Source organism: Paenibacillus sp. GM2FR (genome assembly GCF_002803325.1).
Lineage (GTDB): Bacteria > Bacillota > Bacilli > Paenibacillales > Paenibacillaceae > Paenibacillus_AQ > Paenibacillus_AQ lautus.
On the sequence record NZ_MKZM01000008.1, the window covers coordinates 1,870,618 to 1,890,209 of the forward strand.

The 19,592-nt window shown below is 43.5% G+C and carries 17 protein-coding genes and 1 pseudogene; 2 read left to right on the forward strand and 16 right to left on the reverse strand.

What is annotated here, in order from left to right; all coding sequences use genetic code 11:
* Nucleotides 1-4: 4 nt before the first annotated feature.
* Both PAEVO_RS08525 and PAEVO_RS08530 read left to right on the forward strand, forming a co-directional pair.
* A complete protein-coding gene (locus PAEVO_RS08525; protein WP_165789639.1) occupies nt 5-931 on the forward strand; it encodes an ABC transporter ATP-binding protein in 927 nt (308 codons plus the stop codon).
* Nucleotides 928-1,638, forward strand: a complete 711-nt coding sequence (locus PAEVO_RS08530) for an ABC transporter permease (protein ID WP_100537160.1) — start codon at nt 928-930, stop codon at nt 1,636-1,638. The genes PAEVO_RS08525 and PAEVO_RS08530 overlap by 4 nt, the downstream gene beginning before the upstream one ends.
* A 409-nt stretch (nt 1,639-2,047) precedes the next feature.
* On the opposite strand, the gene PAEVO_RS08540 is transcribed toward PAEVO_RS08530, so the two are convergent.
* From PAEVO_RS08540 to PAEVO_RS08615, 16 genes and pseudogenes are all read right to left on the reverse strand, one after another.
* Complete coding sequence (locus tag PAEVO_RS08540; RefSeq protein WP_100537161.1) at nt 2,048-2,638, reverse strand: nucleotidyltransferase domain-containing protein; 591 nt, start codon at nt 2,636-2,638, stop codon at nt 2,048-2,050.
* 289 nt (nt 2,639-2,927) lie between these two features.
* Nucleotides 2,928-3,209: pseudogene (locus tag PAEVO_RS34095) on the reverse strand (ABC transporter permease); the annotation flags it as partial.
* A 445-nt stretch (nt 3,210-3,654) separates the two neighbouring features.
* Nucleotides 3,655-4,146, reverse strand: coding sequence for a hypothetical protein (locus tag PAEVO_RS08550; protein WP_243390687.1), 492 nt, complete (start codon nt 4,144-4,146; stop codon nt 3,655-3,657).
* Between the two features lie 722 nt (nt 4,147-4,868).
* Nucleotides 4,869-5,390, reverse strand: a complete 522-nt coding sequence (locus PAEVO_RS33735; protein WP_100537163.1) for a hypothetical protein — start codon at nt 5,388-5,390, stop codon at nt 4,869-4,871.
* A 236-nt stretch (nt 5,391-5,626) separates the two neighbouring features.
* Nucleotides 5,627-6,709 carry a nucleotidyltransferase domain-containing protein gene (locus PAEVO_RS08560; RefSeq protein WP_100537164.1) on the reverse strand — a complete coding sequence of 361 codons (1,083 nt, stop codon included), beginning with the start codon at nt 6,707-6,709 and terminating at the stop codon, nt 5,627-5,629.
* A 577-nt stretch (nt 6,710-7,286) separates the two neighbouring features.
* On the reverse strand, nt 7,287-7,742 hold the full coding sequence (locus tag PAEVO_RS08565) for a GNAT family N-acetyltransferase (protein WP_100537165.1): 456 nt from the start codon (nt 7,740-7,742) through the stop codon (nt 7,287-7,289).
* A gap of 159 nt (nt 7,743-7,901) precedes the next feature.
* Nucleotides 7,902-9,701, reverse strand: coding sequence for an ABC transporter substrate-binding protein (locus tag PAEVO_RS08570; protein WP_100537166.1), 1,800 nt, complete (start codon nt 9,699-9,701; stop codon nt 7,902-7,904).
* A 363-nt stretch (nt 9,702-10,064) separates the two neighbouring features.
* Nucleotides 10,065-11,135 carry a serine hydrolase domain-containing protein gene (locus tag PAEVO_RS08575; RefSeq protein ID WP_100537167.1) on the reverse strand — a complete coding sequence of 357 codons (1,071 nt, stop codon included), beginning with the start codon at nt 11,133-11,135 and terminating at the stop codon, nt 10,065-10,067.
* A 404-nt stretch (nt 11,136-11,539) separates the two neighbouring features.
* Entirely contained in the window at nt 11,540-13,417 is a 1,878-nt protein-coding gene (locus tag PAEVO_RS08580; protein ID WP_100537168.1) for a M56 family metallopeptidase, read from the reverse strand.
* Nucleotides 13,417-13,827 carry a BlaI/MecI/CopY family transcriptional regulator gene (locus PAEVO_RS08585; RefSeq protein WP_100537169.1) on the reverse strand — a complete coding sequence of 137 codons (411 nt, stop codon included), beginning with the start codon at nt 13,825-13,827 and terminating at the stop codon, nt 13,417-13,419. The genes PAEVO_RS08580 and PAEVO_RS08585 overlap by 1 nt, the downstream gene beginning before the upstream one ends.
* Before the next feature lie 227 nt (nt 13,828-14,054).
* Nucleotides 14,055-14,795 carry a hypothetical protein gene (locus tag PAEVO_RS08590; RefSeq protein WP_100537170.1) on the reverse strand — a complete coding sequence of 247 codons (741 nt, stop codon included), beginning with the start codon at nt 14,793-14,795 and terminating at the stop codon, nt 14,055-14,057.
* Nucleotides 14,796-15,421: 626 nt separating this feature from the next.
* Nucleotides 15,422-16,180, reverse strand: coding sequence for an ABC transporter permease (locus tag PAEVO_RS08595; RefSeq protein WP_100537171.1), 759 nt, complete (start codon nt 16,178-16,180; stop codon nt 15,422-15,424).
* Entirely contained in the window at nt 16,177-16,926 is a 750-nt protein-coding gene (locus PAEVO_RS08600) for an ABC transporter permease (protein ID WP_100537172.1), read from the reverse strand. The genes PAEVO_RS08595 and PAEVO_RS08600 overlap by 4 nt, the downstream gene beginning before the upstream one ends.
* The gene (locus PAEVO_RS08605; RefSeq protein WP_100537173.1) at nt 16,923-17,636 is read right to left on the reverse strand and encodes an ABC transporter ATP-binding protein; all 714 of its coding nucleotides are present in this window, start codon (nt 17,634-17,636) and stop codon (nt 16,923-16,925) included. The genes PAEVO_RS08600 and PAEVO_RS08605 overlap by 4 nt, the downstream gene beginning before the upstream one ends.
* A gap of 92 nt (nt 17,637-17,728) precedes the next feature.
* Nucleotides 17,729-18,739 carry a HAMP domain-containing sensor histidine kinase gene (locus PAEVO_RS08610; RefSeq protein ID WP_100537174.1) on the reverse strand — a complete coding sequence of 337 codons (1,011 nt, stop codon included), beginning with the start codon at nt 18,737-18,739 and terminating at the stop codon, nt 17,729-17,731.
* Nucleotides 18,736-19,413 (reverse strand): response regulator transcription factor, encoded by a 678-nt coding sequence (locus PAEVO_RS08615; protein ID WP_100537175.1) that lies wholly within the window; start codon nt 19,411-19,413, stop codon nt 18,736-18,738. Before PAEVO_RS08615 ends, PAEVO_RS08610 begins: the two co-directional genes overlap by 4 nt.
* Nucleotides 19,414-19,592 lie beyond the last annotated feature (179 nt).

The following is a 19,592-nucleotide window of genomic DNA, read 5'->3' on the forward strand; positions in this document are numbered from 1 at the left end:
TTCTATGGAAGAGATTATTCGAACCATTAACCTGACAAAGCAATACGGAAATAAAGTCATTGTGGATCGCGTTTCGATTTCCGTTAAAAAAGGAGAAATCTATGGATTCCTGGGGTTGAATGGCGCAGGGAAAACGACAACCATTCGAGCTCTTCTCGGAATGAGTAAGCCTTCTTCCGGAGAAGTGTATTTGTTTGGTCAGCGCTGGGCGAATGGGAATCCAGATTTGTCGAGACGAGTAGGTTATATGGTGGAAGTTCCTTATGCCTACCCTAACTTTACGGTTAGGGAAAACTTGAGTTTGATGGCCAGGTTGCGAGGATTACCGGTTCCGAGGGCAGTTGACGAAATTATGGAGCAATTGAATTTGACCCAATATGCGGATAGTAAGGCAAGAGATTTGTCACTTGGTAACGCGCAGAAACTTGGATTGGCCAAAGCGTTAATTCATAAGCCGGACGTTCTGATTCTTGATGAGCCAACCAATGCGCTTGATCCTGCCGGAATTGTCGAGATAAGGGAGATGCTGAAAGCTCTAGCTTCTCAACAAGGGGTTACCGTGTTTATATCGAGCCATATCCTTGAGGAAATGTCCAAAATGGCTTCTCGAATCGGCATTATTCACAAAGGCGTATTGCTTGAAGAACTGACAACAAAAGACTTTGAAACCATCCGCCGAAAGCAGTTGATGATCGGTACGAAGGATGCTCGGAAGGCTCAAGCAATTCTTTCAGACTCCGGGTATGCGGTACATTCGATTCCGGATAACTGCCTTGCACTACCGGATGATCATGCCGTGAAGCATCCCGAACATATTGCGAGATTGCTTGCTCATCACGAAGTGCCGCTCACCATGCTTAACATTGAAGAAGAGAATTTGGAACATTATTTTCTCAAAGTAATCGGAGCCCAGGAGGGAAAACGAAAATGAGACCATTGTTGACAGCCTGTAGCGTTGAAATTTACAAATTGCGTCGATCCTTTGTTTTATGGGGCACGCTTCTGTTTATATTGTTTGTCATCACGTTGTTCTTGGGACAGCCCGATTGGCCTTCTTTTTTTGAACGGACTGCGTTTTTGTATGCATCCGTGTTTGGGCTGCTGGGGTTTGGATTGGTGACAAGCTGGACATTTGGCCGTGAGTATTCTGATCGGACGCTTAAGGATTTGCTCGGTTTGCCTATATCGCGCGGTAAAATAGCGATTGCCAAATATGTCGCAATTATATTTTGGTGTTTTGTAGTGATGTTGATCAGCTTTGCTTATGCCTTAGTACTTGGTTTTGCTATTGGCCTTCCTGGCTTTTCGTTCGCGATTGTACAACATTATTTGTTCCTAATACTTATCATTGGTGCTCTCCACCTTTTATTAAGTGCCCCTCTTGCCCTATTGGCCTGTATATCGCGCGGTTATCTGGTGCCGATCGGCTTTGCTTTTACAACTTTGATGCTGGCATTGGTATTTGGGCCTACTGCCATTGGCACGTACCTGCCCTGGTCTGTACCTGCTTTGCATTTGCAGGAAAACGGCGTCGCATCATTTCCCTTGGCAGGTATCAGTTATTTTCTGGTATTTTTAATAGGACTGGCAGGCTTCATTGGGACGGTTAAATGGTTGCAAAACAGGGAGCAACGATGATTTACTAGAAAATACACTCAACAATTCAATATAATAATTGACAAAATCAGTGTAGCATGTCCAAGGATGCGCCTGAGTGTAAAAGGGGCGCATCCGTTCAAAATTGAAATTTATCATCCGAACATATACAGCTAGACTCTAGCAGTCGCTCTACAACTCGATGTTGGAAACATCGCCAGCTTTGCGGCCTTTGCTAAGACAGTCTGTTCGACCTTGCAATCTACTTGGGATAGCCCCACTTTCAATCATCTGGCGAACAATGCCGGCCACGGAGAAATGATAGACTTTCGCCGAAACGCGGCTGCAGCGGTGTTCATTAAGCTATAGTTTCTCGTTAGTTTAACCTTTCTAACCAGACGTGACCTTGAGGATACTCCGTCTCAATAGCCCATCTTAACCATTGTTTTTGCTACAAACTAAAACATTTTAAGGCTGAATCGAAGTCTTGATTATGGTAGTCAGCATCGCTGCCATCTAAATAACTTGATTTATAAAAAAGGACTATTTCAGGAGCTAGATATGGAACTCCATCGGATGATGATAAAATGGATTTTTTTAGTTCGCGTTTTATTTTAGTTTCTCCTAGCAAGAAAAAATTTCCATAATTACGCTCATTGAAGAGAAACTCTACATACGTAAAGTATTGTTGTTCAACCTTCTCTAGTCCAAACCGATATTTGTCTTGTCCAATCGCTTCAAGTTTAACTCGGTGCTCATTGACAGTGAAACAAAATAGATTCCTCTTTTCAAACTTCTCATCTTGTTTCTTATTCAGTTCATGGACTACTCCACCACCACAAGCCTGAAGCACCCTCCATCCCGAACTTAACATCAAATCAATGATCAAATTTCTATCTTCCCAGAACACAGCAATATCTAAGTCTTTATGAATTCTGGTCTGTCTACCAAGATATAAATCAATAGCAGCACCACCACAAATTGACCAATCGAACCCATGTTCATTAAGTAATGTGTAAGCTTGAGAAATCAATTTTTTCATTTTACACAGCTCCCCAATAAGCTTAGCCTTCTACGCAATCTTACAATATATGGGACACCTCTACAATCAGATTTGTTGACGTAATCTGCCCGTTAGCTTAATGAACTTTCTTATCTAATCGGCAATCGGCTCATGTTCTTGTCCTTGGCTCGGGACAAGAACTTGTATCGATAAAACAAAAAAAGCCACTAATTGCGACTTTCAAAGGGACCATGTTCTTGTCCCTCGACACCGACATATATTGTCTATTGACAAATCATGAAACATAATTGACACAAAAGTGGCTACCTCCAAGCACGATTAATCCGTTATCATTCCGGTCGATTCGGTCGATTTCCAAGAGGATGATACTACCAAGGCCACAATATAAGCCACTATGGTTGCAGTTCCGATGATCAGAACGGTTGCCGTCCGAATTCCCACCATAAAAACCGGCATTGCTAGCGGAAGTTCTACTTTCCGAAGGCTTTCCGTTGATCCATCCCCATCGCACGAGCTGCCTCTAAGAGGACAGGGCCACTTCCTTGATCCCCGTATATGTGTTTCGGAGGATGGGAAGCAGTACATAGATCCACTCGGTAAAAATTCAAATTAGGGATGAATCGGCAGAGGCAACCTACCCCTAATTCCTCCAAGTCAACTTGAACACTGCCACACGGAGTTTGCGTCCAACTTTTGGTTTTATGTTGATCGAAGTTACGCTAATCTGCCCGTTGTCTTAACGAAAAAGCAGCCGATAATTTTACCGGCTGCCCCCCTATCTTTATTAATAACTAACGTTTCCCGTTAGTTGAACGACTGAAATCGGATCTAGTACCTTATCTGACATCGATAAAAATATAGTTTGTTCACCATGAACATTCAATATCCTAATATACACTCGAAGATATTTCAATCTAAATTACGAGAAAATAACAAAATTCAAACCATAAAAAATCCGCGTAAAACGCGGACTTAAATGGATATGTATGTTCTTTCCTCTTACATGAATACTATGCAAGTGGCAATAAACTTTCCTATCTAGTATTGAGCCCGCTATCGTCCTTAGTCGTGCGATTGTAGACGACGGTTTCTTTGGTGCCGTCCGCGTATTCCAGTTCAACTTCGTCGATACGTATTGAATCCAAAGCACCTTGATACGTGAAAAGCTCAAACACACCGAGTTCTAACCCCGGTATGACCGGACCGACATATTGAAGATTGAATGAGTTCTTTCCGGAGTGTTCATCATACGAAGGGTCTCCTACGGGATTAAATGTGCTGACCTTCACGGTATAGTAGTTGATCGTTTTGCCGGTCAAATTATCGACGAGCCACGTCAGCGTGATACCGTTCGCTGAATTGACACTGTATCTGAACTCTCTTGGGTCGCTGAAACGATTCTCCGCAGTCACTCGGGTAGCTTCGGGTTCGTCGTTGGCCGTTTCGTTACCTCCTTGATTCTGAGCCGTGGAAATCGTTGCGCCTTTTTCGCCATCTCCGTTGGAAGGTTCGTTTTCGGTATCCACTGTTTGCTCAGCTTTAACTATAGTTGGTTCACTCCGACTATAACCCAAGTCTTCCGAGAAATACACACCGCAGCTGAACGCGATGATAATAGATATTAGAAAAGATAAAAAGATATTCAATTTTTTAGCCATGCTGATGTCCTCGCCTTTTCCGTTATTTGTTTTATAATAACAGATCTAGGTCCAATGGGACAGATAGAAAGTAGTAATACCGAACTATGATTATATAGTAAGACCTAACTCGCAACTGCTTGTTCCTTCTTCTTACATGCATTCTTTATTATGAATTCCATCTTCCTCTTCCAAATCTCCATAATTAGAATCTGATGTAATCAAAATCCATATCGAGATCCTTTCACGATAAACTGCCCGTTAGCTTAATGAAATTACATGGAAACATAGTTAGATATTTATCTAATCGGTAATCGGCTCATGTTCTTGTCCTTGACTCGGGACAAGAACTTGTACCGATAAAACAAAAAAGCCGCTAAATTAGCGACTTTCTATGGAACTATGTTCTTGTCCTTTGACAAATAAGTTTCTCTGTCGTCTCCGTTCAGCCATGTTACAGTAATTCTATATGATCGCTAAACGCAAGGAGCTGAGAATATGTAACATCTACAAGGATAAATAAAGACACATTTAATATATCAACCGGCCATCACGGTATAAAATGTAACCTGCTGCATATCTGTTTTATATTTTAGTGGATGGATAGTGTATCACTCAACAAGCTGATCCTCAATAAAATGCATTCTCTTAATTACCTTCCCTTCCTTACTTTTGTCATAACTATAGTATTCTTTTTGTGAGTCTACATCTGACCAAATTATTGATGTAATCAGATCATGCTTATGATGTTCTATCCGATCTGTATTCATGTAGCTTTCATCGGGCTGCCAGTCTCTTGGAAAATCCTTGCTTTCCCTATAGAAGTACATATAAAAAATCCGGTTTTTTCCTTCTATTATTTTAATTTCGCCTTCAACTGGATGATCCTTACTGTATTTTTCAACTAATTCTTTCAATTGTATTAAATCCTTCGGTGGATTTAGAATCATATAGTGCTTTCTAACAGTCACCATTTCTTCATCCTTTTTACCAAAAACCTCTTCTGTATTGGCAATTTCGAAAATCTTTGTTTCCCCACTTGATTCCTTATTCATTGTACATCCAATTAAGTATGATGAAATTAAGAATATACCAATAATCAAAACTAGAATTTTTAAATCAACTTTAATCACATTTCCCCCTCGGTATAACGTCTTATCTATAATGTAGTCTTATTTGTGTCAAATTCCAACAATGTGGTCACTTTTGTGTCATGAGACATATATTGTCCGGCTGGTTGATTTCTAATAAAACTCGTATTAGACCGTATAGAAACTAATTCTACACGGCCCTTCAAAAATCCCATTTTATTGGATATATTTGTCAACCGTCACGTTTCCGCGGACTTATTACGAACTGGGATATAAGATCAATGATTGATATAATGGGCATATAATTGCTCGAAGGTTGTAAAACGTTCGACTTCTCTGCCGACCTTACCATATTCGTCTACATATTCATCCATCATTTCAAGGAACTTCTCTTTCATTACTGGTAAATCACTTGCATCAAAGTACTGCATGAGATCAAATTTCTTGGTTCCTTTCTCCGCAGCCATTTCATCAAGATATCCTTGTGCTCCAAAGGCCGAAAGAAAGGCATAGGAGGCATCGTTCGTTTTAACACTGTTCAAGATTTTATTGCGGTAGTTGCACCACAATTCTTCGTAAGTTCCCCTCAGATTATCAAATGTCGGAGTGGGTTTAACAATGAAGTTATCACACATCTTGCTATGTAACCTCGTAACGCTGTTCAACATATTAAAAGAAGCCATTCGGATATCTTCAATGGTATGAGCTTCGATGACTGACATGTATAAGGATTCGAGATCATCTGGAACATAGCGATACGAGCGTATTTCTTCTAAATATCGCTTGATTCCTCGTTTGATGCACGTGTTATTCATGCTGACCAATGCATTGACCAGATTGTACAGAACGCCGGCAGATGCATGTCTCACTAAACCAATATTATCACCCAGCATCGTATCGCTGTATGCTTGCTTAGCCAGATCGATCCATTTTTTTGCTCGGTTAAGACACGCTTCTCCTATCGGCTCCGCAAGCGCATCAAGAGCTTTTTGCCTAAAGTCGTTCAATTTCTCCAAATCCTCAGGCTTTGCATAATAGAGAATTTTGAGCTCGGTTAGGCTCGATACGTTGGGACTCTCTAAGATGGATTGTGCGTGTATTCTCGTATCCCATGGTGTGCAATAGATGTCATAGCCAACGTCATCCAAGATGAAGCAATCGGATATTCCCCATCCCCTTTCTGTATTATTTATGATAATTAAATCAAGATCGCTCTTCTCGTGAAAGTCCCCGGTGCTAAACGAACCAGTAAGCCCAATAATTGCGATATCGTCTAGAAAATCTCTTCTTGCGCGTTCGATCACCATGTTGACCAGCAGTTCATTTTTGTCCAGCAGCTTCTTCTTTATGATTTCGTTCATTTGTTACACTCCTTCGTATGAGACGGCCGTCCTTCATCACTACAACCTCAACTAGAGTCTATCGATTTAGTGGTGCGGTTGCTATGTATAAGTTGATTTAATTCATCTTTGCACAAAATCCGCTAAACTTTCGCAGTTTTTTCACGGTTGTAGACCCATAAATCGTACCAAAGTGTCACCTGTGTTGGGCATAACTTCAGTTATTATCATATACATGTAGCGCCATCAACCGGGAATCGTACATGGATAATAAATCATCGCTGGATAATAGCGCTGCCCTCCTAACATCAAATCCGATTTTAGGTATTCTATGATTGTATTGAGCAATCCTGCCCGTTAGCTTAATGAAATTGCTTGGAAGCTTAGTTAGATACTTATCTAATCGGTAAACGGCTCCTGTTCTTGTCCTTTACGGCAATCGGTACAAGTTCTTGTCCTTGACTCGGGACAAGAACTTGTACCGATAAAATAAAAACGCTAAAATAGCGACTTTCAATGGGACAATGTTCTTGTCCTCCGACGTGAGTTGGTGGCAGGAAGCATGTCCTTTTTTTACATCAAGCTCCGCAAGTTTAGGTTACAGCTCTCGGGTCATAAAGGTACTGTAAGGATCGAGCGTATAGTCCGCAAATGGCCCACACTCCTCAAACCCGAAGGCCGCGTACAGCCGTCTTGCCGGCTCGAACGACGCCATCGATCCTGTCTCCAGGCTCAGCCGCCGGTATCCCCGCCGCCGGGCCTCCTCAATCATATGGGCCAAGATGGATCGGGCCACGCCTTTACGTAGGTGGGCGGATGCGGTCCGCATCGATTTGATCTCGCCGTGGCCAGGATCGAGCTCCTTGAGTGCCCCGCAGCCAAGCAGTTCTCCCTGCTCCCACGCGCTCCAGAACGTCACGTCCGGCCGGCGGAGCCCGTCCAGATCAAGGGCGTGCACGCTCTCCGGCGGCGACTCCTCCGCCATGCCTTGAAGATGCTCGCGGATCAACGCGGCAATTTCCGGCCCTCTTAAATCATCCAACATAATTTCCATACCGTTCACCTTCGCTTCGTTGGTAAATTTTCATCTCATCTGCTGTGATCATTGTACTGCCGCACAGGTTTAAGAAAAAGGTAATCTTTCCGGGAAACATTTCCCCTTTCGTCACATGTCATGTTTTCCCGTACCGTATCCGTTATAGCTCTCCCGCCATTACCCTTCTCCTTTAAAAAAGATGTCCTTAAAATCTACCCAACCGGCAGCATTCAGCCTTACACCCTGCTGCGCCGGATGGAACAGCACCCGGGCTTCATTGTAGGTCAAATAGACGGCCGTGCCGCGTTCCATCAGCCAGGTCTCCAATCGCTGAAACGCCTCGTCCCGGGCTTCCGGTTCCGCCTTCTGAAGCAGCTGCCCCACAAGCCCATCTACCTCCGCCAGCAATTCGGGATCCAGCATGCTGCGAATGAAGCTGTACCGGGACAGCAAATATTCGATCTGCCGAAGCAGCCCCTCGCTCAGCAACGCCTCAAACAGGATCAGGTCCGCCTCCCGGATCCGCTCTTCCTTCATCATGTCCTCCCAGGGTACAATATGCACGTCCAGCCGGACCCCGGCCTGACCATATTGCTGCTGAAGCCAGTAAGCCGCTTGCTCATGACGCCGGTAAGCGTACAGCTTCAGCCCCTCTCCGCTGTATCCGGACCGTTTCAATTCCCTGGTTGCCTCTTCCAGATCATACATTGGATCAGCGGAAGCCGGCTTCGGCTCAAGGTGAAAACCGGGGCATGGAAAGGAGTACGGGTACCCCAGCTCCCGAACCATGCGGCTCCGGTCAACCGCAAGTCCAAGTGCTCTGCGGAAGGAACCAGTTTGCAGGATTCCCGGCTTTGCGAGGTTTATGGTCAGCATGCTGCATCCGGTGACGAGACGGCTGCGCCGCCATGTCTTCAGCTCCTGACGGCGGGCTTCTCCCGTCTCGACGACCAGTACCCCCGGATTGGTCTCTACCGTCCATTCTCCACCGGTGTCCGAGATGATCATCACTTCGATACGATCGATCTGGCCCCGGGCCGCATAATAATTTGGGAATACCTCGAGAACGCACATCCCCGGCGTAAACTTAGCGATCCGGTAAGGCCCGGCCCCGACGGGCAGGCTGCCGGGAACACTTCCGGTCCCGGACTCGCTAGTGTTGCGGGAAAGGACCGCTGCCCCCGTGTGAGACATAAATACCGCGAACAGAACATTGGGCTGACGCAGCTCCATGCGGACTATATAGCGGGATTCAGCGTAGATCTCAACGATGTCCCTGCACAGCCAGGAATGATTTTTGGATTCCTGCTGAACGCGGAACAGGCTGTATTTGACGTCATCGGCCGTAAGCTCCGTGCCGTCGTGAAACGTCACGCCTTTCCGCAAATAGAATGTCCAACAGCAGGCATCCATACTGGGCTCCCAATGAAGTGCGACGCCCGGAATAACCTTGCCGGTCGCCCTATCCAGCTCGACCAGGGTCGCATGGATCTGGCGGATCATATGGGTGTCGAAAGCATACATCGCGTCCGCCGGGTCCAGCGTCACGATCGGCCGGTATATCGGCAGGCGAAGCGTCTCCACAATACGGCCCTCCCCAATCGTTTCCATGCGATATCCGAAATACCCGGTCAGCCAGTCCATGAACCGCTGCTTCACTTCGGGTTCGCCCGCCTGCTCCTTTACCCAGAGCAGCGCGCCTTGCAAGTCCCCTTGCTTCACGTAATGCTGTGCTTCCAGAATCACGAACTCCCGCTTGTCCGCCAGAAACGTCAGCTCCGACCGATGGCTCCTGCCCTGCCCGGCCGCATACCGGACCAGGTCGGCGTCCGTCATTTTGCGCAGGATCAGCCTGGCGTTACGGGGCGTGCAGTACAGGGCCTCGGCCAGCCCGTCGATCGTCACCCGGAACGGCTCCCCTTCTTTTTCGTCGGAATAAGCGCTTCGCAGCCTAAGATAATCCTCTGCCAATCTCACCGGCCATGGCTCCTTTTGCTTAAAAATGGTATGAATCCAACATACAAATTTTAATGGCGCATTTCAATCCCAGCGGTCGGGCTTTTCTGTAGGGAGCAAAAAGGCAGCCTTTGGGCCCGTTTCAGCCTTCAGACTGCCTGTCCGTATATTTTGTGGTTGTACGCTAGCTACTTCAGCAGTTCAACCGCCTGCGCATCTGGATTGGACATCCATATCTGTTTCACCTTGTAAACCATTCTTGACTTTTCACATTATCTAAACAAATGAACCATTGCACCACGCTATCCTGCCCATTAATTTAAGGAAGGCAGCTGATCAATCTGACCGGCTGCCTTCTTGGCTTTATTCAGCTATCGTCTCCCGTTACTTTAATGACTTTTCTCTATGTATGATTGCTTCAAATATTTTTTTACCTGTAGAGTCTATCATCGTTCCTTGAGAAGGCTCTTTTTTAGTAATCCATTTTATTATTTGAGCAAAATAATAATCCATAAGAACATTGGAGAAAAAAGAATAGTTTGATAGCAACACAATTCCTACACGGAGTTCCTTGTTGAAAGCTAGATAACTATTAAAACCAGCTGAACCCCCGTTATGCCAGAGGATATCTTTATCTAGAAGTTTATCCTCACCCCAGCCAAAATAACGGTTTGAATTTCCGATCCATATCGGGAGATGACTTTTTTGTAGTGTAGAGGCTATCGGATTATCATCATTTAGATTGGCTTGGACAAATAAACTCAAATCGTTAACAGAGGACTTAATACCACCTGCACCTTCATGTATACCGAGATCCCAGTGAGGGACTCTTTTCCCAGTTGAGGCATGTCCATTCAAAAACCTGCCATCCTGTTCTGTATCAAGCATAACGGCTGTCTCATTCATCTTTAATGGACTGGTTATATATTTTTTTAACAGTTCGTCATACTTGCTTCCTGACACCTTACATAGAATGTTTCCCAGCAGGGCCACACCGATATTGGAATATCCAAACGAACCAAGGCTATCCGTGTAGTCAGCATTAGCTAAAAAAGCAGTCAAATCTTCCTCGGTGTACATTGAATAAGGATTCGATCTTTTTTTAGCCAAAATGTGGTTGGTTGCCAATATAGGTAATCCTGAGGTATGAGTAGCAAGGCTTCTCAAGGTAATTTTATTCAAATAATCGTTTTCAGCGTTCTGCACAAACTTACCAACCATGTCATCCGAGGAAAGCAGTTTTTCCTGTTCCATTTCTAATAAAAGTATTGATGTAAAAACTTTGGTTATGGATCCGATTTCAAACAACATATTCTCAGGAGGGACCATACTTTTCTTTTTACTATTACAAAACGAAAAGTATTCAATATCTCCCTCCCTAATAATCCCGATAGCAAGATGTAAATGTTTCTTATCTTTCGTGTAATCTGAAACAAAACTTTGTAAATCCTTCATATTAAAAGTTACCCCTTTTAGTTTTATGATGCTTTCATTACTCGAATGTTGAAATCACGTTAATCAACCTATTTTGGGAAGCTAGATTATGTATTCGTTTCCATTTCCCAACATTCCTGCCCGTTAGCTTAATAAACATTTACGGCAATCGGGACAAGAACTTGTACCGATAAAACAAAAAAGCCGCTTTAATAGCGACTTGCAATGAGACTATGTTTTTGTCCTCCGACAGGAAGCTCGATATGTAAAAAGCCTTCTAAAAAGTGTGAAACACCCTACCGTTAATTACAAGGGGGCTTTTGTGTCAATTTACAAGGAAATCATGATCAATAAAATAACCCATGCAATCCTATTTCCAGGACTGCATGGGCTTACCGGCGCAAGACCAAAGCTTGCTCAAAATATTATTTCTGCACCGCTTCTTTCAGAATGTCGACCTTCTGTTCCTTGGACATATCCCATGTGGTTGAAATGCTGTATTCGAAGCCGCCTTCATGCCAAAAAACGTATTTTGGATAGATATATGCCGGTAAGTCATCCTCAAAGAAACCTTTTTTCTTGCTTCCTTCTGCGTCTAGCATATATTTAGAAATGGCCAGCGTATCTTTCCCGTTCGTATATTCAAGACGGATGGTTGCCGCCTCTTTCCAATCTATCTTTTTCGCGTAGATGGGTTTTCCGCTCTTCTTGCCTTCGGCCCTTACTTCATCAAGGAACTTTCCTTCGGTTGGACCTTCAATTCTCGCTTTGGCAAACTTATATCCTTCCGGCAGGTTGGCGGGCTGCTTCAGAATGGAACCCTCCAGAGTGGAAGCTCTTTTCAAATAGTCCTCGTAAGCAGAGAATTTTTCTACCGCTCCCCAATAACTTAGGTCGAGACCGCTGTTAAGATCCTTATATTTATGATACAGAACGTACATATCACCTGTCTCTTTACTTAGCTTCTTCACTCTATTGGTCTCATCTTCGATATACTTCTTTTCCTCTGGAGTTAGAGCCTTGGCTGCTGCTTCTGCTTTTTTCCGGGCCTTTTCCAGCTCTTTCTTGTTGAACTCACGGTCTACATCCCCCTCGGGGTAGATAATATCCTGATCATTATTCCCAGCAGCTTTTAGATCCTGTTCCGATTGTACGGAAGCCTTTGGTGTTACGCTCCCCGCATCGCTTTCCTTTGCATTAACCAATGTCACGCTGCCAAGCGCTAGAATCATCCCCAGCCCCAGAATGGACAGGCGGTATGATTTTTTGTGAAAATGTTTAATCATCGTAAGTCTCCTTTTCATTTGTTTATGTGTGGCGGACAGGCCGGCAAGCCCCGGCTGGCGTTGGTTTCCTGAAAAATGCTCCAACACGTGGATGATCGTTTGTCCGTATGCATTGTTTTGCTGTGGGCTCATCCGATTCAAGGCGCATGCATCGCAGGCCATCTCCTGATCCTGTCTTGCTTTACGTACGGCTAGCCATAATAACGGATTAAACCAATGGAGTATCAGGATGATATGGATCAACCAGTTCACGGCGATGTCCCGTCGCTGAATATGTGCGAACTCATGCGCCAGAATATATTGAAGTTGATCTTTTTTCAGCGTGATGAGCAGACTGGGCGAAATGACGATCGCCGGCTTGCTAAAACCGACCACGGCAGGTCCAGGAATTTGCTCGCTGGACAGAAATTGCACTTTTTGCTTCACGCCTAATTGCTGTTTCGTCTCGTGAAACACTGCCGATAGAAAAGGCGTATCTATCTTTCGGCCCGTGCGCAGGGCTTGTTTCAATCGAAGCTGGTCGTATACCGTTTTCGCGGCAAGAAGCAGCACCCCCGCAAGCCAAGCCGCAATCAGCGTATTGGTGAAGCCTATTTGGTTGAACCCCTTCCACCAAAAGCCACTCTCCTGCACGAGTCCCGATTCAAGGGATGGAGCAGGTACTTCCGAGGTTCCGCTTGCTTCCGGGTTTGTAGAGCGCTCCACATGAACCGTCGCCTCGCTTATTCTCCCCGCTTCTTTCCCACCCGATGAAACCTGAGTTTGTTGATGAATACCGGGTGCTATGGCCTCCAAAGACAAAACATTGTATAGGCTAAGCGAGGATTCCGGAGCCCAAGGGAGCAGCAAGCGTATGGCCACAGGAAGCCATAGCCAATATTTCCATCTGGCCTCAATCTTGTTTCTTAATAGAAATTGCAGGATCAGGACAAGTACGATCAGGATGGAGGCCATGAACGATCCGCGAATTAACCAGCCGAAAATAGATAATAAATTTTCATACAATGTAAAACTCATCAGGGCTCTCTCTTTTCTGTTTCCCCGTCGCTGCGGTTATCGTCAAACAAAGCCTTTAGATCCTCGATTTCTTGCGCATTCAGTTTTTTATCCTGCAGAAAGTTAGCCAGCATCGGCTTTAAAGCTCCCCCATAAAGCTTTTTCATGAAAGATTTGGTTTCGAACTGCAGATACTCCTGCTCGCTGATGATCGGATAAAATAGTTGGGTGCGCTTTGAACCCTTTTCCAATTTCGCACCCGCTGCTTCCTTCTGCACCAGACGACTTAGGAGCGTCCGGGTCGTATTGGGGCTCCACCCCATTCGATCCGTCATTTGTTTTACGACCTCGCTGGAAGGGCAGTCCGGATTTGTCCACAATACTCGCATAATTTCCAGTTCTGCATCCGTAATCGGTGGTATTTGATTCATGAATGAAACCTCCAAAGTCAATTTACTCAGACTACATATGTAGTAATAATACACATCCTACATTTGTAGTTTAGTAATGTCAACTTGTTTGGCAGACCGTAATTTCTCGTTTTTGTTACACGAAAAAATGATTCGCCCCGCCTGTCCGGCATGATGATCTGCAAAAGAACCCATGTCATCGTATTTTGGAGCGCCTGTCCGAGAAAAAATATAGCTGGCGCAAAATGTTATTTTTTCACGGCTGCTTTTAGCATTTCGATCTTCTGTTTCCTGGACATATCCAAAGAGGAGGTTGAAATGCTGTATTCGAATTTGCCGCCATCATTCCAAAAAACGTATTTTGGAAAGACATGCTTCGGCAGCTTATCGTCAAAGAAACCTTTTTTCTTGCTTCCCTTCGAATCTACCGTATACTTGGAAAAGCCCAGCGTGTCTTTTCCGCTCGCATATTTAATACGGATGGTTGCCGCCTCTTTCCAATCGATCTTTTTCACATAGATGGGCTTTCCGCTCTTCTTACCTTCGGCCCTTACTTCATCAACGAACTTTCCTTCGATCGGACCTTCAATGACCGCTGATAAAAACTTATATCCCTTTGGCAGGCTGGCAGGCTCCTGCAGAATGGACCCCTTCAGGGTTGAAGCTTTTTTCAAGTAGTCCTCGTATGTAGCGAATTCATGTACCCCTCCCCAATAGCTAATATCAAATCCGCTATTTAATTTTGGGTACTTATGATACAGGACATACATATCACCCGACTCTTGGGTCAACTTCTTCACTCTCTGGATCTCTTGTTCGATAAACTTTTTTTCCTCAGCAGATATAGGCTTGGCTGCTTCGGCTGTTTTTTTAACAGCGGCTTCTTGGGATTTCTCGTAGGATTGCGCCTTCGCCACGAGGCTTACGGAAGAACCCATTAATAAAATGCTGCTTAGTGTCGCGATTGCTACTTTCGTTGCTGCTTTCATTTGTAATGCTCCTCTCCTATAATTTAATTTTTATTTTTGCAAACTACAGTTGTAGTTGCAAATTAATACTACAACTGTAGTTCAACAATGTCAATACGGTTTGTGCAGAAATTTTTTAGTTTTCGTTGAATACAAAAAAAAGCCGCTAATATAGCGACTTATTATGGGACCATGTTCTTGTCCCTCAACCAGTTAGTTATGCGTAATTAAATTGATTAAATCCCTATCTCATTCGGTTTTTTATGATTTGTCGGATGATATTCTTATTCGCTAGCAGGAGGGAAACATAAAGAAGCAACCCCATATAACGGAGAAAACAAGACAAAAGCTTATAGAATGAATCTGTCATTCAAACCAAATCCATATGTTGTATAACAATAAAAAAGCGGCATAAGCCTGTTTACACCATATACTCGATAAAGACTGACCTAACCTACTCTTAAGGGTCCGCATTCTGGAAATACAGGCCTGCAAGTTTTTCTTCAGAAGTATTGCCTCAATTTGTGATACGGTTCACCGAGATTGAACTTAAACCTCCTCCAAGTAGCATTGGGATACTTAGATATTCATCTAATCGATAATCAAAAATCACTACCGTTATATTTTTGAATTGATGAAACTTTAACTTAAGCATCTCGCCTACGGTAAAATACAATAGCTATTGTAATAAAGATTATTGTCCATAATATTGAAATACCTGTCCCTTGCATTGGTGTAAGGGCGTTTATTTCATCAGGAGAAGGCATCATATACATATAATACCCTGCCGTATCCGGAAAATAATTTTTAAACCTAGTCAGGAAATCTCTCGTCAATGGACTGATAACGAAATAATAACCAAGCAGTACCACTAAAGCAGGTGTGGTGCGTCTTAATAAAGCTCCCATAGCTGCACTGAGAAGTGCGGTTAAGGTTAGATAGCCTGTTGCACCTGCTAATGCTTTGATCATGATGCCTATTTCAAACCCTACTGCTGTGTCTCTCATCCTAATAAAACTATAAAGTACTCCTGATGCAGTAATAATAAAAGCCGCAGGAATGGTTATGATTGCCAATGCCAAATACTTCGTGGATAGTTGTAGCCCACGCCAAGGTATCGTAATTAATGTAGTTCGAATCTGTCCATCGGTATACTCCGAACAAGCAGCTTGGATTCCAAGAATAATGAACCCTGCTTGAAGATATCCCATAGTAGCAAGCCCTATATTCAGTATACTTTGCGTCCCTGCTGCACCTTGTAGTCCAACCGAAGTAAAAGCTGCGGCTAAAAGTAAATTAAGAATGAATGCACCCATAAGAGTGAGCCATGTCAATGGTAATGTAACTAATTTATCTAGTTCAGCACGAAGGATCTGTGTTCTGTTTCTTCTGGAAAGGACACTCATGAGTTAACGTCCCTCCTATGGAATACAATAGCTGCAACAATGAAAAGAACGACTACCCAGGCAAACATGACTAAGCCGCCTGTAAACGGGGAGAGAAATCTGTCGCTCAGAAACATAAACATTTCAAGGCCAACCCTATCTGGTAAGTATAACGCCAACTTTGTAACCTTAGAAAGCAGGAAACTGAATGATACTACGGATGTATTTATGATGAGCACAGCAAGCGGAATCGTGCCATTCTTAGTTAGAACAGTAATCCCAAATGCCAAAAGAGCAGTGAATGTCCAGTAACAAACTGCACCGATCAGTTTAGACCATTCAAATGCAGGGGTATATTCACCAAGAACCAGATGCGTAGCTGTCAAAGTTGTCATTATAGCCACAACACAAAACAGTATGCTGATTACTGTCACAGCGCCTGCTTTTGCCAGCAAAAAATAAAGCCTTGATGAAACAACAGTTAAACTTGTTGTAATCTGTTGACCTCCGCCAGATTCACTACTCTCTGTCAAAAACTCACTGCTGACAGCAAGCACACCTAGAATAATGACACCTTGCACACCAAGAGCTAGTCCAATATAGCCAACTTCCAATAGTCGTGCGCTAACCCCAGCTATAATCTCCTCTTTTTGTGCTATACTGTCCAAGGCAGATATGAACGCTGGGGCAAATGCTCCAATAAGAAAGGCAAGCCACATGCCGGGCAGGGAGAACAATTTAGATAGTTCTGCGTTGAATGCTCTCATACAACGACACCTGCTTTGTCAGATGTCAGGGCAAAAAAGGCTTCCTCCAGCGAGGAATGGTTACCCATTACTTCCTCCAATGTTCCATCTGCAACGATTTTCCCATGCTTAATAATCACCACATCATCAACAGTCTCTGCAAGCTCTCCTATTAGATGGCTGGATAGTAACACCGTGTTTCCGGACTCAGCACGTTCACGTAAAAATGTCCGAATAAAGCGAATTCCTTCCGGGTCAAGCCCGTTCACGGGTTCATCTAAAACCAATATTTTGGGATCACCCAGTAGCGCAGCTGCCATTCCGAGTCTTCTCCCCATACCAAGAGAATAATTCCCGACTCTTTTGTCAGCTGCTTTAGTAAGACCTACCATGTTCAGAACTTCCTCGACACGTGAGTGAGACAATCCTGCGGCACGAGCAATCCATCGTAAATGTGCCCGCCCTGTTCGCCTACGATGAGCTCCAGATCCATCCAATGTTGCACCTATTGTTGCTGCAGGATTATATAATTTTGCGAATGGCTTGCCATTAATTAGTGCACTTCCTGAGGTGGCACGATCTAATCCAAGCAATATGCGAAGTGTAGAACTTTTACCTGCCCCATTTGGACCTAAAAAACCAGTTACTCTACCTGGCCTAGCTTTAAAGCTGATACCTGATAAGATTTCTTGATTTCCGCGATGTTTGACTAAGTTATTAATTTCAATCAACCATAACACTCCCTTTCTGTTATGGTTCCCATTATAAAGAAGCAAAGTTACATCACGTTTATCAGCCTGTTTAATTCTGGATTAACTTTAAGTTAAGCTCTACCAATAGTTACTCTTGTGCCATTTTCATTGGATGTAATGTCAGCCATCAGCTTCATTTTGTTCAACATAAAATTACATATCGATAAACCAATCCCCGCCCCAAGCTCATAGGAAGAGTTATCCATACCTGGACCTCTGTCCGCAACAATGATCTGTTCTTGTTCTACATCAACCACAATGTTGGCATATTTCCCCTCCGCTGCATGGCGAAGAATATTCTGAAATAAATTGTCCAGAACCCGTGCCATCCATGTAGGATCTGCTTCCCAATAAAAGGTCTCCTCTGCCGGTAGATTAACATCCAGCTGAATTTCTTTTTCTTCAAAAACGGGATACCACGCAGCAACAGATGCTCTTACTAAACGCACAATATCTGTTGAAACAGGCCCAAAAGGATGTTTCCCTGAAGTAAGCAGTGTATAGGAAAGTAAATCATTCATAAGATCTCCAACTCTTGTAATCGTATGGTTGATCTCTGTTAACGAGTTTTGTCCATCAATGCTCATGGATTCTTTATTTAATCTGGTGACATGACCTCTCAAAATGGTAAGTGGCGTTCGTAAGTCGTGTGATAAATTCGCAATGAGCCGATGTCGTAGCAATTCCTCTTCATATTCTCGCTTGCGACTGTCTTCAAGCTGTTGAATCATCCAATTAAAAGAAGCTCCTAGCTGGTCTATTTCATCCATACGATCACTTTGAACTGATACGGGTTTGGGAAATGAGTTATTTTCAACTGAAAATGACATGTATTTCTGTAAGCGGGTGAGACGATTGCGAAGTTTCAAGAAGAACAGCCAAGATATTACAACAAATGCGACCATAATAAAACCAAATAGTGACACGGTAATGTAGAATTGATCTAACGTATTCATTTCTTTTTGATTAATGTCAGAAACCCCAAAAAACGCACTGAAGAAAATAAGCACAATGGGAGGTAAAAAGATAAATAGAAAATGTACTTTTAGAAAACGACGAAATAAGGATCTATTCTGTTTCATAGTTTCACCCGATAGCCTATTCCCTTCAACGTTTCAATAATCTCCGGGGAATCGGGATCACGTTCCAGCTTTTGACGCAATCGATGGATATGTACCATTATGGTTTTATCACCAGTAATATAAGCTTCCTGCCAAATCGCTTCATAGATTTGTTCTTTGGGCAAAACCTGATTAGGGTGGCGTAAAAAGTACATTAATATTTGATGCTGCCTCCCTGTTAATATAATTTCTTCTCCTGTGCGTTTGTCATATACCATTTGAACTTCTGGATCTACTTCAATATGATCCCCTAATGAAATGCGTTCGGAATGCGTTCCACCACTTCGACGGATTAATACTTCTATTCTTGCAACTAATTCATCCGTATGGAATGGTTTCGTTAAATAGTCATCGGCAAATTGCAATCCATCTACCTTGTCATCGATCGATGTTCGAGCAGATAACAGCAAAATAGGAACAGCAGGGGCTGCCTTCTTTAATCGTTTTCCCACAGTAAATCCGTCTAACCCGGGTAACATGATATCCAAAATAACTACTTCATGCGGGCTTACTTCTTGTTCGGCACCTTCCCCAGAAAGCAGCCATTGAACCGAAAACCCTCGCTGTTCCAGCTCTTCTTTGACCCAGCTGCCTATTTTTTCATTATCTTCAATATATAACACGCTTCTTTTCAATTAACATCCCTCTCTCTACACGGTGTTCTCTATTAGACAGATTAACACAATCTAAAATAAGGTTTCCATTTAAGACAATTTTAAAAATACTTAGATATTCATCTAATCTGTAAACGGACTATGTTCTTGGCCTTGACTCGGGACAAGAACTTGTACCGATAAAATAAAAAAAACGCTAG

Bases quoted from the DNA above. Each gene is read 5' to 3' on its own strand.
- PAEVO_RS08595 (WP_100537171.1), bottom strand. From the start codon at position 16,180: ATGAGTGTCCTTTCCAGAAGAAACAGAACACAGATCCTTCGTGCTGAA.
- PAEVO_RS08560 (WP_100537164.1), bottom strand. From the start codon at position 6,709: ATGAACGAAATCATAAAGAAGAAGCTGCTGGACAAAAATGAACTGCTG.
- PAEVO_RS08580 (WP_100537168.1), bottom strand. From the start codon at position 13,417: ATGAGTTTTACATTGTATGAAAATTTATTATCTATTTTCGGCTGGTTA.
- PAEVO_RS08610 (WP_100537174.1), bottom strand. From the start codon at position 18,739: ATGAAACAGAATAGATCCTTATTTCGTCGTTTTCTAAAAGTACATTTT.
- PAEVO_RS08530 (WP_100537160.1), top strand. From the start codon at position 928: ATGAGACCATTGTTGACAGCCTGTAGCGTTGAAATTTACAAATTGCGT.
- PAEVO_RS08575 (WP_100537167.1), bottom strand. From the start codon at position 11,135: ATGAAGGATTTACAAAGTTTTGTTTCAGATTACACGAAAGATAAGAAA.
- PAEVO_RS08585 (WP_100537169.1), bottom strand. From the start codon at position 13,827: ATGAATCAAATACCACCGATTACGGATGCAGAACTGGAAATTATGCGA.
- PAEVO_RS08540 (WP_100537161.1), bottom strand. From the start codon at position 2,638: ATGAAAAAATTGATTTCTCAAGCTTACACATTACTTAATGAACATGGG.
- PAEVO_RS08525 (WP_165789639.1), top strand. From the start codon at position 5: ATGGAAGAGATTATTCGAACCATTAACCTGACAAAGCAATACGGAAAT.
- PAEVO_RS08590 (WP_100537170.1), bottom strand. From the start codon at position 14,795: ATGAAAGCAGCAACGAAAGTAGCAATCGCGACACTAAGCAGCATTTTA.
- PAEVO_RS08600 (WP_100537172.1), bottom strand. From the start codon at position 16,926: ATGAGAGCATTCAACGCAGAACTATCTAAATTGTTCTCCCTGCCCGGC.
- PAEVO_RS08565 (WP_100537165.1), bottom strand. From the start codon at position 7,742: ATGGAAATTATGTTGGATGATTTAAGAGGGCCGGAAATTGCCGCGTTG.